The organism is Pedobacter heparinus, from assembly GCF_032678725.1.
GTDB lineage: Bacteria > Bacteroidota > Bacteroidia > Sphingobacteriales > Sphingobacteriaceae > Pedobacter > Pedobacter heparinus_A.
The window spans coordinates 1-16,170 of sequence record NZ_JAVTSC010000002.1; the positions used below are offsets into that span (position 1 = coordinate 1).

A 16,170-nucleotide genomic window follows, 5' to 3' on the forward strand; every position below is an offset into this window, starting at 1 on the left:
CTTGATAAGAACGACCAAATTAAGCCTGTATCTGCATACCTAAATGATGATTTTCCGTCTTCTTTAGAACTAATTTCCATGTTAGAGAATGGGCTTAAAAAAGGAGTCAAAAATGGGGATTATAAGATTGCAGTCCTGGTGATTGATGTTACTATTAAGGAAAATAATATCAGTACCGATGCAATCGAACTGCGCTTTTTTCAGCCGAATATTATAGAAGAGAAACAACATATAGAATATATAACTCATGGCAGCTATATTGAATTTGTGTAATACAAAATCCAGATTTTTTGTTCCGATGCATGTTGAGCATTTAGAGCAAATATGCCCATTAATTTTGAAATACTTAGGCCTTGCCCCAGGATGGCGATTTCTTATAGATGAGGATTATGAAGATGTTTGGGAGGATCAGTTAGGCATAACCTATTGGAATATTAACTTGATTCATGAAAATTAAGTTATATTGTAATAAGAATGGGAAAGTTAATGTTTTGTTTCCAAAAGAATTTTTGGAAAGTAAATTTGGCGAAAATACTAAGCAGAGGGAAAAATGATTTGGACGTCCATGGAGATACGATGAATGAAAAACAATTCGTGTCAACAGTTAAATCATTACTTTTCGGCGTAGCCGTAGGTGATGCCCTCGGTGTTCCCGTAGAGTTTACAAAAAGAGAGGTCATTCGTATAAAGCCCGTAGCTGACATGACTGGATATGGCACATACAATTTACCTGCAGGGACTTTCTCAGACGATAGTTCCTTAACTTTTTGTTTGGCTGAGGCATTATGTGACGAATTTAGTTTAGATGTTATCGGACAGAATTTTGTAAAATGGTTCTACGATAATTATTGGACAGCAACGGGACACGTTTTTGATGTTGGAATCGCAACTCAACAAGCTATCAAACGACTAGAAAAAGGTGTAAAACCAGACTTAGCAGGTGGATTTGAGGTTTCATCTAATGGAAATGGTTCGTTAATGAGAATCTCTCCATTACTCTTTTATTTGTTTGACAAGCCCATTCATGAGCGATACGAAATTACCAGGCAGGTTTCATCCATTACGCATGGACACACACGCTCGGTAAATGCTTGCTTTTACTATCTCGAATTCGCAAGGTTGATATATAAGGGCAGGGACAAGTTTGAGATATATGAAATTCTTAAAACTAAAATTACAGATCATTTAATTTCGTCTTTGGTAGAACCGAAAGAAATTGAATTTTTCGATCGGTTGTTAAAACAGGACATTTTTGAATCTGGCGAAGATAAAATCTTTAGTAGTGGGTATGTTATACATACACTTGAAGCGAGTATATGGTGTCTTTTAACCACCAACAGTTATAAAACAGCTGTTTTGAAGGCCGTAAACTTAGGCGACGATACAGACTCAACAGGTGCTGTAACAGGAGCGCTTGCCGGACTATTATATGGGTTTGAAGGGATCCCAAAAAAATGGATTGGCCAAATTGCAAGAAAGAATGACATCCTAGCATTGGCTGAACGATTTGGAAAAAAATCTTTTACGCAATTAAGTTCATTATCCACTATTTATTAACTTTATAACAACTACCACATATCATACTGAAATCTAACCTAACATTAAGCACAATGTTCAACTCTTTCATCATTACTATTGAAACGGAAATCGGAGTACGAGAAATTTTCATGAGTCCGTTTTTGCTGCAATCTAAACAAGAGCCTAACATTAAAACAGGTGAACATGATATTAAAGTACTATATTTTTACGATAACCTGAGAGATCAAGATTATCTGGCAATGCTTGGACAGAAAGAATTTTTTATAGAAGAATGGAAATCAGATCGGTATATTATTAACTGGGGACAGGATTTTGAAAAGTATTATTTAGGAAGCCTACATATAAACTACCAGACTCAGCGGTATTGGCAATGGGAAGGAAAATCAGGTAGTTTTACCGATAAAGATGTAAAAGCATTGGTTGATTCCGTGCTAAATCCTCAATCTAAAATTCGACCGGTTACATTGGTCGCACCTACCCTTCCATCTGACTTTAATTTAAGTTTAAGAGACTAGAAAACAATGCCGATATAAAGAATGGCTGAATGGATGGCTACCAAGGGTGGGTTACAGCAAGCTGGAAATACTCAAAACCAATTTTAAGAAGCACAGTATTTAACTAAGATATCAAAATCCCCGAATATGAAGACGCTTAAGATATTAGCTGTTATCTGCATTACAGGAGTTTTGCTTCAGATTTATTTATATATAAATCTGAAGGTTAGCAATAAGTATGAAGTGGATCTGATGGAAACTCATGTTATTGTATCTAAAACGAGCGCGACAGAAAAAGCTGAAAAGCTCCATCAAATAGCCTTAAAGAAACAGGAAATTGCTTATGACCAGAAAGTCATTAAGGTATTATTTTGGATGTTTTTGATTGGATTAATAATATTATTATACCTCATTTCGGATAAATGCAAATTAAGAAACAAAGTTATAACAATCTAATTTTCCCGTTCAGTTTAGCTGATATATCGATTTTACGTCAATTGGAATATAGCGCTGAGCCTTACTTAAGTGCTGACTTCGAATAAAACGACATCGCATCGCTGATAAAAACTCTGTCACTTGGTAAATTTTCGCCGGTCACGTAATCTACCCTATATCCATGGGATGCCCAAGGTTTAATCTTCTGGGCCACTGGCTGTAGCTAACCAGGAAATTACAGAGACTCAATATGACGAAACAGTAGTCCCAGGAAAATTCTATAAAGTTCTCAGCGAAGCTTATATTAGGTGCTGAAATTACAATGAAATGGCGATTGTAAAAAATATAATAAACTTTTTTAAAGCTTTCGTTAATGTATCAACTAGAAGATTCAGGTCAGAGGAGTTGTTCTTTGGCGGTTCCATGATAGCAACGGTTATATCGAATTATAATTCGATTATTCCTGATCTGTTTGTAATGCTGCTACTCGCTTTTTATTATCTTTTTTTTGGATGGATGATTTTATCTACTAAAGCAGAGAATCATCTAATTTTTTCCATAATCTCAGGTATCGTGTATTCAATATGTTTAGTGAGTATGGCAATTATGGAAATTGAAGGTAAACCATACATATTTTTGGTTTTCTTGCAGGCATTAATGCTATTAGCTCTGTTTGTCTATTTAAAAATGAAGGAGTGGGGTGTATATAAGGGCAACCATTATATTCGAATAAGCATAATGATATTTTTAAATCTGTTTATTTATTTTTTAAAAATAAAATAATCATCGATCAAGAAGAATTTATCGAGTTGATTAAAAAGATATGATTAAATCAAAGTTATGAACAAAAAAAATACTTATAGATTTATAAAGAACCTGAAGGTAGACCTATCAATGGGAATAAATTGAACTTTATGATTTGGTTAAAAAAACTCAAAGAAAAATGGCTTGCTGAAAATGCAATTAGTGAATCAGCGGTAGACGATAATTATTTGTCGTTATTCCAGGAAAAAAATGATGTTAGGTTGCCTGATGATTTAATTGAATATTTTAAATCATTAAATGGGACTGGGGGGGATTATGCAGATGATTTTTATAAATTTTATTCAATTGATAGGATTAGAAAAGTGAAAGAAGAGTTCAAAAACTGGCATGGTGTTCCAAATTATCAAGATATCTTGAGCATCAATAACATTAATGATCTCTATGTATTTGCTGATTTTAATTGTAACCTTTTTGCATATGCAATTGAGCTCCGTTCTAAATTCGCGAATAAAAATGACGTATATATTCTTTGTGGGGAGAACTATAAGAAAATAGCGAATTCGTTTTCAGAATTTATTGATCTCTATTTAAAAGATGCTATCGAATTGCAGTTTTCCTAGCTCCCCCCTGACATCAAATTTTTGAATGCTAATCCAAAATTCCGATATAAATATCAAATCATTAATAATTAAGAAATATATAATCCTTATAATTTATTTAAATTTTGTTTTAAACAATAAAAGTTCTATTTTTGCTTAAAAGATCTTATGCAAAAAGAGGACTTTACAGAAAATGTACTTGCCGAACCGGTTGCTGCTTACAGCATTCAGGAAGGAAAGCCTTACTTTATCGATCCGCTGGATGATCTCGGATTCAAACGCCTGCTTGGTGCTGAGCAGAGTAAGGACATTACTATAACTTTCCTGAATCATGTACTCAAAGGAAAACGGCAGGTAGTCTCGCTCGAATTTCTGAAAAACGAATATCCCGGCGAAACCAAGGAAGAAGGCGGGGCGGTAATTGACTTGGTATGTAAAGACCAGAACGGTGCCTATTTCATCGTAGAAATGCAAAGGAACTGGCAGAAGAGTTTTAAGGAAAGGTCTTTATTTTACGCTTCCAAGCTCGTTATGGAACAGGCGCCGCATGGCAATCGCAAGGGATGGGCCTATGCACTTAAAGACGTATACGTGATTACATTACTGGAAAAATTTAGGATTAAGGCAGGAAACAAAGGTAAATGGTTACACGATGTAGCATTAATCAACGCAGATACAGGAAGGGTTTTCAATGAGCGACTGCGTTTTACTTACATCGAACTGCTCAGTTTTAACAAAACAGAAAACCAGCTGGAAAACGAACTGGAAAAATGGATTTATGCTCTCAAAAACCTGAAACACTTAAAAAACACACCTGCTGCATTTACGGAGCCCCAATTGCTCCAGTTTTGCCAGGCTGCCAGATACATTAACTTAACAAAGGAGGAAAAGAACATGATCAGTGCAAAAACAAAAGCCAGATGGGATTATTACGCCGTAATTGACGGAGCAAAGATAATGGGCCGCGAAGAGGGAGAAACCTTGGGAAGAGCCGATGGAGCGCACGAAAAAGCCATTGAAATCGCGCAAGCTCTATTAGCCAAGAATATTGATCTAGGCATCATTTCCGAAGCAACAGGCTTGGGCCAGAAAGAAATTCTGTCCCTTCAATAGAATCCACAGTTAACACCTGCTGCATTTACGGAGCCCCAATTGCTCCAGTTTTGCCAGGCTGCCAGATACATTAACTTAACAAAAGAGGAAAAGAACATGATCAGTGCAAAAACTAAAGCCAGATGGGATTATTACGCCGTAATTGACGGAGCAAAGATAATGGGCCGCGAAGAAGGAGAAGCCCGTGGAGAAGCACGCGGTGCGCATGAAAATGCAGTTAAAGTGGCTATCAAACTCAAAAACAAAGGGGTGCCTTTAGCAGAAATCGAAGAACTAACGGAACTCAGTATTGAAGAAATTAGTAAACTTTAAGCCATAAATTGGTTTGCCCTCTACAAAGGAAGCTGCAGGACTAAAAATACCTTGATAAGGGTTGGTTGGAGGGTTGGTTGGGGTTTGCTGGGCTAAAAGGTACCTCTAGCCCAGCAAACCCCAACTGAGCCTGCACTAAAGGCTCTCTCAGCCCAATAGTTTTATTGCACCATGCTACCTTTTAGGTGGTTTTGAGTGCTTAGTTTTTCATTAAACGCCTCTAATTTCTCGATACGTTTATTTTGATCAGAAATTGCTTTTTCCTTTTCAATCAAATGCAAAGTCAACTCCTCTATTTTCTGCAACAGCTTCACATTCATTTCTCCCAGATCAATACCATTGGCCTTTACTTCTGCAGCTGACGGGATACCGGGCAAATGGCCTTTATCCTTGATGTGCTGTTCGGTTTGTTGAAGAGTTGGAAGTTTGTAATCTTTTGTAAAGACATAATCAGGCCAATTGGCGGTTTCAACTTTGATTTCTCTTGCTCGGATATTGCCGTTTACGGATAGCCTTTCCTGCGGCGACAAGGTTCCAATACCCAAGTATCCGGAAGATGTAAGGCTCATTTCGACCGATTCAATTGTTGTATTGGCCTGTCGAGAAATCCATTGAAATAATGGCGCGCCGGCAGTTTCTCCTCTCGTATCAATCCTAAACGCACCTCCAACGTAAGTATTGTCCTTATTTGATGATCTAAAATTTACATCAAAATTTAACAAAGGCGTTGCAGTCCCTTGAAATTCGGTCATCAGGCCCATAGGAATCAATGAATTAGAAATCAAAATATTTCCATTGACTGCAAGTTTTTCAGAGGGGGAAGTGGTCCCTATTCCATAATTTCCATTTTCATTAGAAACAAGAACTTGTCTCCACCCTTCCCAGGTAGGTGTATATCCCGACCGAAAAAAAAGTTTTGAATCATCAGAAAATGCAAGTTCATGGGCCTTGCCACCAGTATTGTCATTCCAACCTCTTAATCCGATTACGGTATGGTATGAACTTCCTGCCAAAGGCAACCCCAAAATGTTGGAATACTTAAAATGGGATTTTAACATTCGGCTATAGTCAGCTGGTGAAGTAGCAGTACCTCTGGTATCATGTACATTTAAGCTGTCTGCCTGAGCAAAAGTATTATAACTGCTAAATACTATAATCAAGACAATTAATGATGTTTTCATTACCAATCAATTTAGTTTGTGCGTTAATTCTTCAAGTTTCAATGCCAATTCTTCTACTCGATTATTTGTCTTGACGATCTCTTTTTCCTTTTCTATTAAATGCAAAGTCAGCTCCTCTATTTTCTGCAATAACTTCGCATTCATTTCGCCAAGATCAATTCCATTGGCTTTTACCTCAGCAGCTGAAGGGATACCAGGCAAATGACGTTTTTCTTTGATGTGTTGTTCGGTTTGTTGGAGGCTTGGGAGTTGGTAATCATTATTGAAAACATAATCCGGCCAGTTGGCAGTTTCAACTTTGATTTCCTGTGTACGGATTTTGCCATTGACAGCAAGTTTGTAGCCCTTTGGATCTATTGTTCCAATACCAACATCTCCAGATGAAGTAATTCTCATGCGTTCAATTCCATCTGTTGTTTCGGAGGGCACGCCGAAAACCATTGCACTACCAGTGTTTGTATTTGGCCCCGTTACTATTCCTTTTATCCAACTAACAGCACCACCATTGTTAAGATTTAGCCTTACTGCACCATCAAGATTACCATAACCGTTACTTATAGTAAGTTGTCCTCCCAGTGCCGAAATATTATCAAGATTAACATTAGCCGTTCCACCTTGAACATCCAATTTATGACCTGGATTACTAGTTCCTACTCCAATATTTCCATTTGACAAAATCTTCAAGGCATAGCTACCCGCACCCCGCCAACCAAATTGGATTGGCAACTTTGATCCCGAAGCGTCTAGCGGCGCTTCAATGAGCAGTCCATACAATTCGGAATAAATACCTGTTTTCTGATAAGTCGTTCCATCTAGTCCACCTCCCCAAATGAATAGCGGAGAATTCTGAGCCTTTGCAGAAAAAATGTTTACCAATAAAAGACCTGTTATTAGGAATATTTTATTTTTCATTCGTATATAATTTTATTTCTGATTGTGATAATTTATCGTGGCCAAGTTCATTGTCCTGATTTTCTTTCCAAAGATTCTAGGCGACCGATCAATTTCTTTATTAAACTATTTTGACGATCCGAATTCAACTGTTGATCTTTTTCTTGCTTGATCAAATGCAGCGTCAACTCCTCAATCTTCTGCAACAGCTTCACATTCATTTCTCCCAGATCAATACCATTGGCTTTTACTTCCGCAGCTGAGGGGATACCAGGTAAGTGACCTTTTTCTTTGATATGCTGTTCTGTTTGTTGAAGGGTTAGGAGTTTATAGTCGTCTGCAAATACAAAATCTGACCATGATCCCTGAAGTTGAACTTTAATAGATTCTGCAATCATATTGCCGGCAACTGCAAGTTTGTACCCTTTAGTATCCTTTGTACCGATACCTACATTAGAACTGGCAGCACCCAGGTTCAGGAAACTAAAACCATTTTCTGGGTCAATTAAAAGTTGTGCATAATTTGATCCAGAACCATTTTTTGACGTTTGAAACCTTATCCTACTTTTATCAGCATCAGTTCCAACCTGCTCAAAATATGCACCACTTACATCCTGGCCCGTATAGAGATAATTGGTGTCTTCACCACCCCATCTAATAGCTCCAATTACATGTAAATTGGCCAGAGGGTTCGTTGTTCCTATGCCTATATTACCGTTACTACCAATTCTCATTCTATGTTGAAAGTCACCATATGCACCATTATAATTCGTATAGAAATCCAGACCCGTGCCGTAGCTTCCATCTCGAAAAAAACCAATGGCAGCACCACCACCGCCTCCACTTTGATAGGTAATTCCATTATGACTTGTGTTAGCGATAGAACCGTTAATTCTGTATCCTTCTAACATATTGATATGAGTTGGCACAGTGGCGCCTGCAAACGAAGAAGAATTTGCCGTAATCAATGCAACAGAAATACCATTGGAAGTTGTAGCCCCGTTATCTGTTACCTGTTGTAATGTTTGAGCTGTTATATTCCTTCCGCCCAACAAAATGATGAATAAAATTATTGCTCTGATTGTTTTCATTTTAGTTTTAGGATTATCTTTTCAAGACTGGATCTCAAGGTTTGATTCTCTTTTTTTAATTCATCAATGGTATTTTTAAAGAGGTCAACCTCTTTTTTATTCCGTATCAAATGCAGCGTCAGCTCCTCAATCTTCTGCAACAGCTTCGCATTCATTTCACCTAAATCAATACCATTGGCCTTTACTTCTGCAGCAGAAGGAATACCGGGCAAATGACCTTTTTCTTTGATGTGTTGTTCGGTTTGTTGGAGGGTTGGAAGTTTATAGTCGTCTGCAAATACAAAATCTGACCATGAGCCTTGAAGTTGAACTTTAACTGATTCAGCAATCACATTACCGGCGACTGCCAGCTTATAGCCTTTAGTATCCGTTGTGCCGATACCAACTTTACCTAAGGAATACAAATCACCTTGATTGGTTACTATCCCCTGAAATCTATTTTTGTAAGCTAAGTTGTGAATTTGAGTGCCTTGGATTGGCTCATCAGCAACTGTCCACCCTTGAAACCAACTACTTTGCTCTGCCATACCTTGTGCAAATGCAGTTACCTTAAATCGCTGATAATAGACCCTATCATTGATAAAGACATTTACAAATCCGTTATTATTCGTTAAAAAAACTTCTGGGGTATATCCACCAGATGAAGAAATCGCAGGATTGTAAAAAACACCACTATATATATACCAGACAATATTTAATGAGATAACTTCCGATAGACCGTAACTATAGCCCTCAATTTTTAAACTCACCATTTGGGTACCGTCTCCAAAAGGTAGATTTGTTCTAATATTTACACCATTCGTTGGCGTATCGTTGCGATTATAATTTACTACTTCGTATGATTGTGCTTGCGTAGATACCCAAAAGAATAAGAGACAGATGGTAGGGAAAATTCTTTTCATTTTCTATAGTTTATTAGTTGTTCAATAAGTTTTTTTTGACCACTAAGCTCCGATGACTGCATTTCTATTTTTTTATTTTGCTCTATCAAATGCAAAGTCAATTCTTCAATCTTCTGCAAAAGCTTCGCATTCATTTCTCCTAAATCAATCCCATTGGATTTTGCTTCCGCAGCAGATGGAATCCCAGGTAAATGACCTTTTTCTTTGATATGTTGTTCTGTTTGTTGGAGGCTTAGGAGCTGATAATCCTTGGTAAAGACATAATCTGGCCAGTTGGCGGTTTCTACTTTGATTTCATGAGCGCGAATTTTGCCATTGACTGATAGCTTTTCTGTTGGTGTAGTTGTTCCGATACCCACTTTACCTGCAAAGAAATTTGTTGCTTGCCCATTGAAGTAAGCATTATATTCATGAGATATTCCTTGAGTATTTACATACTGCTCTAACGTCGTTTTAAAGGTATGATCTGTCCCTGCCGGATCATACGCTGAAGGCTCGTTAAATGGTAGCGTGTTAGATACACCATCATAAACCGCCGGACTAACTTCAAAATTGCTATTATAGTAATAGGTAATTCCTCCACCTTTCAGCCAAATTATGATTTTCTTATTGTCACCACTATTGGCAGTTGCGTCCTTCCAGCCTGCTATAAACACAATCTCAGATTGCCTGATGTCTGCATTTATAAAATTGGACTTATGTCCACCTAAACTGACATGAAAAACAAACTTTGACATCAATGAGCCTAACCAGATAGCGTCAGTATGAATAGAAGAACGCCCTAAGTATAACTCGGTTGGAATGTTATTATCCCAGGCGCCATCTACAAAAGTTACCGGATAAAATTTATCACTGTCCCCATTTACCTTAAAGCTGCCATTAAATCCTGCATAACTCACAGACATGGACAGTAGCATGAAGAGTATGGTAATTACTGTTTTCATTTCTTATTTTCTAATTGATTCACCCGTTTGCTCAAATTCATATTTTCTTTTTTCATCTCGATTAAATGCAGCGTCAGTTCCTCTATTTTCTGCAATAACTTTGTATTCATTTCTCCTAAATCAATTCCATTGGCTTTTACTTCCGCAGCTGAGGGGATACCAGGCAAATGGCCTTTTTCTTTGATATGATTCTCCGTTTCCTGAAGCGTTGAGAGTTGATAGTCTTTGGTGAAAACATAATCTGGCCAGTTGGTATTTTCTACTTTGATTTCCTGAGCACGTATTTTGCCATTAACAGAGAGTTTTTCTGCGGGGGTAGTAGTTCCAATACCAACATTTCCATTTTCTAACGCTCTAATCGCGATGCTTGCCCCTTCAGTTGTAACAGTGTTACCAACATACAAACTCCAATCGTTTGTCATTGGAAGGAATTTGCTTACCGTCAAGTCATTTCCAATGGTACTCACAGTTGTCCAGGAGGCATTGAAATTAATAGACCTTACTTTAATGTAAACTAATAAAGGTTGTGATGTTACTCCATAAGTATTGATTGCCCTGATTCTAAACCTGGGATTTGCATATTCAGTATTACAATCAACTGTAAAATTATGGTTTTCAGATCCCGGAGTGACGTAACCATTGCTATTGACCCTCCCTAATTCTCTCCAAATATCAGGATTTGAATGTGTTATACTTGCAAGGTATGTTGCTGCAGCAGCGATGTTTCCCCTGGTATAACAAATGGAGATTTCATAGTTTCCTGATGCACCAGCACCAATTGGCGCAACTCCTACAAACTCCCTATAATCCCCCACCTGATAATTATCCGGAAACGTAACGGATCCTTCCCAATAATTACTGGTTTGCCCGTATCCAAGTTTAACAAGAAAGAATAACCCTATTAGAAATAGCTTTTTCATCTTTTATTATTTTTTAATTGATTAATCTGATCCCTTTGCTCTCCTACAGTTGAGTTTAGAAGCCCAATTTTTTTATTCATATCAATCAAATGCAGGGTAAGCTCCTCTATCTTTTGCAACAACTTCGCATTCATTTCCCCCAAATCAATTCCATTGGCCTTTACTTCTGTAGCAGAAGGAATGCCTGGCAAATGACCTTTTTCTTTGATGTGGTTTTCGGTTTGTTGGAGGCTCGGGAGTTTATAATCCTTGGCGAAAACATAATCTGGCCAGTTGGCCGTTTCAACTTTAATTTCCTGAGCCCGGATTTTACCGTTAACGGCGAGCTTATCGGATGGAGTAGTTGTACCAATGCCTATGTTACCAAATCGATCTATCCTCAAACGTTCTCTTGAATCATGCCCGTTATTATGTGTTACAAATGCTATCTCTGCGCTATTGCCCGTTCCCCCACTAGTGTGTACTATTGCCATACCTGCCGAACCATTATCTGTGCTTGAAAGATTGCCTCCATTAAAAGTTCCATCAGCACCAGTAATACCTATAAAAGCAAATTGTCCAGCCAAAAGAGAAGAATATGTACCAAGACTAATTCCTTGAGCATTTGATATAATAGGCACGGTAAGTGGTTGGCCGGGGCTTGTTGTTCCAATACCAACATTTCCATTCTTGCTAATCTGCATTCTTACAGATGGCGTACCCCCAAGCGGATCTGTGTCATCATTTGTTAGAAATTGTAAGGTCGTTCCCATGGAACCATTTCGGTAGGCCTGAATTTGCGCTTTACCTGCCGAAATAAAATCAAATGATATATTCCTGGCACTTACAATACCTACCGGGTCGTTTTGCCCAATTATTCTAATAGAGGTCGGGTTGTTCGCATCGAGGGACGTTGTGGTTATTGTATTGTAACTCTCATCTTGAGCGTACACGGAAGAAATTAAAAACAAGGATAGTACACTTAACGCTATAACTTTCATACGCATTATTTTAGCTTTTGAATAATTGAATTGATTTGTTCCTGCTGCTTTTTCAGCTGAAATTGTTGCTTATCGAGGACCTCTTTTTGAAGTTTCAGTTCAGCCTCCTTTTCTATTAAATGCAGCGTCAGTTCTTCGATCTTTTGTAACAACTTTGCATCCATTTCACCTAAATTAATCCCATTGGCTTTTACTTCTGCAGCAGACGGAATGCCGGGCAAATGACCTTGTTTTTTGATGTGTTGTTCTGTTTCTTGTAGGCTTGGTAGTTGGTAGTCTTTGGCGAAAACGTAATCGGGCCAATTGGTATTTTCTACTTTTATCTCTCTGGCCCTTATATTTCCATTCACTGCAAGTTTGGAATTTAATGCTGATGTGCCAATATTAACATCTCCACTAATATTGAATTGCGGAACATCATGGGTTTCGATCTGATTGGGAATAAAATCCTGAATGTTACTTAACACATCCTGATTAACAAGAGCACCACTAATCTTATATGGAACTGTAAGCATGTTTTCTCCTGTAGAAACCGTCCAACCGGTAAATCTATAACCATAGTCATGATGAGATGCATTATAGGGTACATCTAATGCCAGGTAGTTCTTACCATTAAACACACATGTCTTTAATTTCCATTCCCCCGCGTTGTTGAAAATAGAAGTAACATTTGCTGAAACCGAATTATAAGCAGATGAACTATTAATCTCAGCAATATTTACTCTATTCCAGGATGCCGTGCTCCCCCTATAGGCAAATAATGTTCCCACCGCGTAATTGGCGTTAATTAGTGTCCCATCTGATGCTTCGTGAAGCAGGATCAAACAATTAGTGTAATCACTATTAGTGCTATAGTTGGGGATAATGACGTTTTTATAGTCTCCAGGAGCGATTGAAGTAACTTGCGCATTTAGTTTAAAAAATGCCAGGCAAATAAATAAAATCAAAGATGCTCTCATTTCTTTAAAGATTTGGTTTTCAATTCAGTTACTTCTAACTGTAGTTTGTTAAATTGATCTTTATAGTGCTCTGCGTCTTTTTTCATATCAATCAAATACAATGTCAACTCCTCGATTTTCTGCAACAGCTTGGCATTCATTTCCCCTACATCAATTCCATTGGTCTTTACTTCCGCAGCTGACGGGATACCAGGCAAATGGCCATTCTCTTTGATATGTTGTTCTGTTTGTTGAAGGGTTGGGAGTTGATAATCTTTGGCGAAAACGTAATCTGGCCACGGAGAAGCTTCTACTTTGATCTCCAGGGCGCGGATTTTACCGTTAACGGCCAATTTATATCCTTTGGGATCAGTTGTCCCTATACCGACATCACCTCCGCTATTTTGTAGGATTAGATTGTTTAAAGTATTGCCACCATTACTAAATGCTCTTATTTGAGAATAAGTATCGCCAGATGCCGCACCCTGATCCATTTGTATGAAAGAGCCGACGGAACCTATTGAAAGATCTGTAGTACCGATAAATAAATTGCCTCTGACATCAAGTTTACCGATGGGCGCGGTTGTTCCTATTCCTACATTTCCGTTAAATGCAATGTTAATCCTGGGAATTCCAGCAGTAAAAAATCGTAAGCCTGCATGAGCGGACAAATAAGCAACCGGACTACCTAGCCCTTCATCATACCATCCTAATGCATAATGGCCTACCGGTAGACCAGAATAATTAAACCGATAATTTGAGTCATTAACTGAAGCTCCATGCCCTATACCTGGTACATTTAATGGTACATCTGTCTGACCAAAAGCCGTTAATCCATAGCAAAAACTTAATAATACTAAAAACTTTTTCATTTGATTTGTTTATCTGATTGGGATCTTCAACTTTCTTTTAAAGGTTTCGTTTTCGCTTTGCAATACATTTACTTTTTTCCCTATTTCAATCACATGCAGCGTCAACTCCTCAATCTTCTGCAACAGCTTCGCATTCATTTCACCCAGATCAATACCATTGGCTTTTACTTCCGCAGCAGAAGGGATACCTTGTAAATGACCGTTTTCCCTGATGTGTTGTTCTGTCTGTTGGAGAGTTGGGAGTGGGTATTCCTTTTTGAAAACGTAGTCTGGCCAATTGGCGGTTTCTACCTTTACTTCCTTGGCTCTTATATTGCCGTTCACTGCAAGCTTTTCAGCGGGCGAAGCAATACCTATTCCTAAATTTCCACCTTGGGTAAACACCATTCTTGAAGCAAATGAACTTCCATTATAAGTCCAAAACTCTAAAGGAGAACCCACCCCGGTATTGTTCTCAGAATATATGATTCCTGCCTGCGAAGATTGGTTATAGCCCAACGATATCCCCTTTATCCCTGTAGGATCGGTAAAAGTAGTAAGTAGCGTCATGTCTCCAGTAACGTTATTACCGTATTTGGCCACCTCAAGCGGTACTTTGGGGACAGCTGTCCCAATACCTATATTTCCATTTGAAATTATACGTAATCTTTCAGCATTATTGACTGAGAACAACATCGCTCTTGGGACAGACCCCAGGTAGAAATTATGTTCAAGGGCAATATGGGCTGCTTCGCCATAATAATCATAGAACTTAAGTTTCCCCAATGACGATGTTCCCGATGTTAAGGTAGTTCTATCTCTTAAGGCTATTGATCCTCCGTATTCGCCAATCGTAAGGTTTGCGACCAGGTCTTCTGTACCGATACCTACATTACCACTCGTAGGAAATGTGTTTTGACCGAATGAACTATGTGTTATTGTCAAGAGCATTGCAGTTATTAAATATATTTTCATATGCCTGGTTTTGTTATGCTGTTACAACCAAGCAATCTTAAAAAAAGAAAGGGCAACCAGATTGCCCTTTACTTTTTTTTGAAAATTATTTTTTTACAGTGTTTTTGCTCCAAACAAACATCAAAATAGGCCTTCATTTAGCATGGGAAGCATTATTAAGAATTGAAGGAGATAATCTTTAAGTTTTTTATGAAATTCTCCGGGGCAGTTTTTTGTCCTACCCCCGGCGTAAACCTGCTTTGAAATTTAGTTTATGGTTTTGTTATTCAGCATTAATATGATTTCGTCGAGTTTCAATCTGATATCTTTGTTTTCATTTTTCAGCACCCTGGTTTCTTTATCCTTTTCAATCAAATGCAAAGTCAATTCTTCAATCTTCTGTAAAAGCTTCGCATTCATTTCTCCTAAATCAATCCCATTGGATTTTGCTTCCGCAGCAGATGGAATCCCAGGTAAATGACCTTTTTCTTTGATATGTTGTTCTGTTTGTTGGAGGCTTAGGAGCTGATAATCCTTGGTAAAGACATAATCTGGCCAGGGCGAGGCTTCTACCTTAATTTCCTGAGCACGTATTTTTCCGTTGACGGCTAATCGATACCCTTTGGGGTCATCTGTTCCTATGCCTACATTACCATCTGCATCAATCCTCATTCTTTCCAGAAGTGTATTTGCAGCACTTGATGAGGTTGTAAAGAACGCCAATCGGCTTCCCCAATAATTATGCAAATTACTGTAACTTCTTATTTGAGAATAATTACCAGTTCCATTTCCATAATCCCCGTCCAATGTAATGGCTACATAATGCTGAGCATTATCTGGGTTAATGGTATTACCTTGTACAATCATCGCTGATTGGTCAGGAAGACTTTGATATATATGTAGCTTGCTTTGTGGGTTGTTAATCCCAATGCCAACCTTCCCGGCAGTTTCCAATAATACTTTACTCCATGGCTGGCTAGCGCTATTGCTAGTTTTTCTGAAATGCAATTCCTGATCATAAAAGCCTCCTGAAAATTGCATAGCAAAGTTATTACTTGGATTACTATGTCTAACATCTAAAAGATGCCACCAGCCAGTAGCACCTGCTGGATAATTTACCGGGGCATTTGCTTCGAAAAAACCGGACGTTGCCCCTGCATCGCCTTGCAATCCAGCATCATTTCGGGTTTGTCCAACAATAAACATTGGCAGAACCAAAGTAATCACCAGAATTGTATAGCATTTTTTCATATTGAGTTGA

The 16,170-nt window shown here is 38.1% G+C and carries 18 protein-coding genes; 7 read left to right on the top strand and 11 right to left on the bottom strand.

All coding sequences use genetic code 11. The features are described 5' to 3' along the window. The 7 genes from R2Q85_RS03155 to R2Q85_RS03185 form a co-directional block, all read left to right on the top strand. Nucleotides 1-273, top strand: a 273-nt coding sequence (locus R2Q85_RS03155) for a hypothetical protein (RefSeq protein ID WP_316810296.1), incomplete at its 5' end; no start/stop codon positions are given. Between the two features lie 201 nt (nt 274-474). Then, nucleotides 475-1,557: an ADP-ribosylglycohydrolase family protein gene (locus R2Q85_RS03160; protein WP_316810297.1), complete on the top strand. Its 1,083-nt coding sequence runs from the start codon at nt 475-477 to the stop codon at nt 1,555-1,557. A gap of 53 nt (nt 1,558-1,610) precedes the next feature. After that, nucleotides 1,611-2,054: a hypothetical protein gene (locus R2Q85_RS03165; RefSeq protein ID WP_316810298.1), complete on the top strand. Its 444-nt coding sequence runs from the start codon at nt 1,611-1,613 to the stop codon at nt 2,052-2,054. A gap of 126 nt (nt 2,055-2,180) precedes the next feature. Beyond that, nucleotides 2,181-2,489, top strand: a complete 309-nt coding sequence (locus R2Q85_RS03170; protein WP_316810299.1) for a hypothetical protein — start codon at nt 2,181-2,183, stop codon at nt 2,487-2,489. 893 nt (nt 2,490-3,382) lie between these two features. Beyond that, nucleotides 3,383-3,853, top strand: coding sequence for an SMI1/KNR4 family protein (locus R2Q85_RS03175; protein ID WP_316810300.1), 471 nt, complete (start codon nt 3,383-3,385; stop codon nt 3,851-3,853). Between the two features lie 147 nt (nt 3,854-4,000). Then, complete coding sequence (locus R2Q85_RS03180; RefSeq protein WP_316810301.1) at nt 4,001-4,945, top strand: Rpn family recombination-promoting nuclease/putative transposase; 945 nt, start codon at nt 4,001-4,003, stop codon at nt 4,943-4,945. A 39-nt stretch (nt 4,946-4,984) separates the two neighbouring features. After that, a complete protein-coding gene (locus tag R2Q85_RS03185; RefSeq protein ID WP_316810302.1) occupies nt 4,985-5,257 on the top strand; it encodes a hypothetical protein in 273 nt (90 codons plus the stop codon). A gap of 161 nt (nt 5,258-5,418) precedes the next feature. Here the strand turns inward: R2Q85_RS03185 and R2Q85_RS03190 are convergent, their stop codons facing one another. From R2Q85_RS03190 to R2Q85_RS03240, 11 genes are all read right to left on the bottom strand, one after another. Continuing rightward, nucleotides 5,419-6,438, bottom strand: coding sequence for a hypothetical protein (locus R2Q85_RS03190; RefSeq protein ID WP_316810303.1), 1,020 nt, complete (start codon nt 6,436-6,438; stop codon nt 5,419-5,421). Between the two features lie 6 nt (nt 6,439-6,444). Further along, a complete protein-coding gene (locus R2Q85_RS03195; protein WP_316810304.1) occupies nt 6,445-7,350 on the bottom strand; it encodes a hypothetical protein in 906 nt (301 codons plus the stop codon). Nucleotides 7,351-7,397: 47 nt separating this feature from the next. After that, a complete protein-coding gene (locus R2Q85_RS03200; RefSeq protein WP_316810305.1) occupies nt 7,398-8,420 on the bottom strand; it encodes a hypothetical protein in 1,023 nt (340 codons plus the stop codon). Beyond that, the gene (locus R2Q85_RS03205) at nt 8,417-9,322 is read right to left on the bottom strand and encodes a hypothetical protein (protein ID WP_316810306.1); all 906 of its coding nucleotides are present in this window, start codon (nt 9,320-9,322) and stop codon (nt 8,417-8,419) included. Before R2Q85_RS03205 ends, R2Q85_RS03200 begins: the two co-directional genes overlap by 4 nt. Then, nucleotides 9,319-10,266, bottom strand: a complete 948-nt coding sequence (locus tag R2Q85_RS03210) for a hypothetical protein (protein ID WP_316810307.1) — start codon at nt 10,264-10,266, stop codon at nt 9,319-9,321. Before R2Q85_RS03210 ends, R2Q85_RS03205 begins: the two co-directional genes overlap by 4 nt. Continuing rightward, nucleotides 10,263-11,186 carry a hypothetical protein gene (locus R2Q85_RS03215; protein WP_316810308.1) on the bottom strand — a complete coding sequence of 308 codons (924 nt, stop codon included), beginning with the start codon at nt 11,184-11,186 and terminating at the stop codon, nt 10,263-10,265. Before R2Q85_RS03215 ends, R2Q85_RS03210 begins: the two co-directional genes overlap by 4 nt. Further along, the gene (locus tag R2Q85_RS03220; RefSeq protein ID WP_316810309.1) at nt 11,183-12,166 is read right to left on the bottom strand and encodes a tail fiber protein; all 984 of its coding nucleotides are present in this window, start codon (nt 12,164-12,166) and stop codon (nt 11,183-11,185) included. The genes R2Q85_RS03215 and R2Q85_RS03220 overlap by 4 nt, the downstream gene beginning before the upstream one ends. Nucleotides 12,167-12,171: 5 nt before the next feature. Further along, nucleotides 12,172-13,125: a hypothetical protein gene (locus R2Q85_RS03225; RefSeq protein WP_316810310.1), complete on the bottom strand. Its 954-nt coding sequence runs from the start codon at nt 13,123-13,125 to the stop codon at nt 12,172-12,174. Beyond that, a complete protein-coding gene (locus R2Q85_RS03230; protein WP_316810311.1) occupies nt 13,122-13,976 on the bottom strand; it encodes a hypothetical protein in 855 nt (284 codons plus the stop codon). Before R2Q85_RS03230 ends, R2Q85_RS03225 begins: the two co-directional genes overlap by 4 nt. 9 nt (nt 13,977-13,985) lie before the next feature. Then, nucleotides 13,986-14,930 (bottom strand): hypothetical protein, encoded by a 945-nt coding sequence (locus R2Q85_RS03235; protein WP_316810312.1) that lies wholly within the window; start codon nt 14,928-14,930, stop codon nt 13,986-13,988. A gap of 246 nt (nt 14,931-15,176) precedes the next feature. Further along, nucleotides 15,177-16,160: a hypothetical protein gene (locus R2Q85_RS03240; protein WP_316810313.1), complete on the bottom strand. Its 984-nt coding sequence runs from the start codon at nt 16,158-16,160 to the stop codon at nt 15,177-15,179. Between the last annotated feature and the right edge of the window lie 10 nt (nt 16,161-16,170).

Bases quoted from the DNA above. Each gene is read 5' to 3' on its own strand.
- R2Q85_RS03160 (WP_316810297.1), top strand. From the start codon at position 475: ATGGGAAAGTTAATGTTTTGTTTCCAAAAGAATTTTTGGAAAGTAAAT.
- R2Q85_RS03165 (WP_316810298.1), top strand. From the start codon at position 1,611: ATGTTCAACTCTTTCATCATTACTATTGAAACGGAAATCGGAGTACGA.
- R2Q85_RS03170 (WP_316810299.1), top strand. From the start codon at position 2,181: ATGAAGACGCTTAAGATATTAGCTGTTATCTGCATTACAGGAGTTTTG.
- R2Q85_RS03175 (WP_316810300.1), top strand. From the start codon at position 3,383: ATGATTTGGTTAAAAAAACTCAAAGAAAAATGGCTTGCTGAAAATGCA.
- R2Q85_RS03180 (WP_316810301.1), top strand. From the start codon at position 4,001: ATGCAAAAAGAGGACTTTACAGAAAATGTACTTGCCGAACCGGTTGCT.
- R2Q85_RS03190 (WP_316810303.1), bottom strand. From the start codon at position 6,438: ATGAAAACATCATTAATTGTCTTGATTATAGTATTTAGCAGTTATAAT.
- R2Q85_RS03195 (WP_316810304.1), bottom strand. From the start codon at position 7,350: ATGAAAAATAAAATATTCCTAATAACAGGTCTTTTATTGGTAAACATT.
- R2Q85_RS03200 (WP_316810305.1), bottom strand. From the start codon at position 8,420: ATGAAAACAATCAGAGCAATAATTTTATTCATCATTTTGTTGGGCGGA.
- R2Q85_RS03205 (WP_316810306.1), bottom strand. From the start codon at position 9,322: ATGAAAAGAATTTTCCCTACCATCTGTCTCTTATTCTTTTGGGTATCT.
- R2Q85_RS03210 (WP_316810307.1), bottom strand. From the start codon at position 10,266: ATGAAAACAGTAATTACCATACTCTTCATGCTACTGTCCATGTCTGTG.
- R2Q85_RS03215 (WP_316810308.1), bottom strand. From the start codon at position 11,186: ATGAAAAAGCTATTTCTAATAGGGTTATTCTTTCTTGTTAAACTTGGA.
- R2Q85_RS03220 (WP_316810309.1), bottom strand. From the start codon at position 12,166: ATGAAAGTTATAGCGTTAAGTGTACTATCCTTGTTTTTAATTTCTTCC.
- R2Q85_RS03225 (WP_316810310.1), bottom strand. From the start codon at position 13,125: ATGAGAGCATCTTTGATTTTATTTATTTGCCTGGCATTTTTTAAACTA.
- R2Q85_RS03230 (WP_316810311.1), bottom strand. From the start codon at position 13,976: ATGAAAAAGTTTTTAGTATTATTAAGTTTTTGCTATGGATTAACGGCT.
- R2Q85_RS03235 (WP_316810312.1), bottom strand. From the start codon at position 14,930: ATGAAAATATATTTAATAACTGCAATGCTCTTGACAATAACACATAGT.
- R2Q85_RS03240 (WP_316810313.1), bottom strand. From the start codon at position 16,160: ATGAAAAAATGCTATACAATTCTGGTGATTACTTTGGTTCTGCCAATG.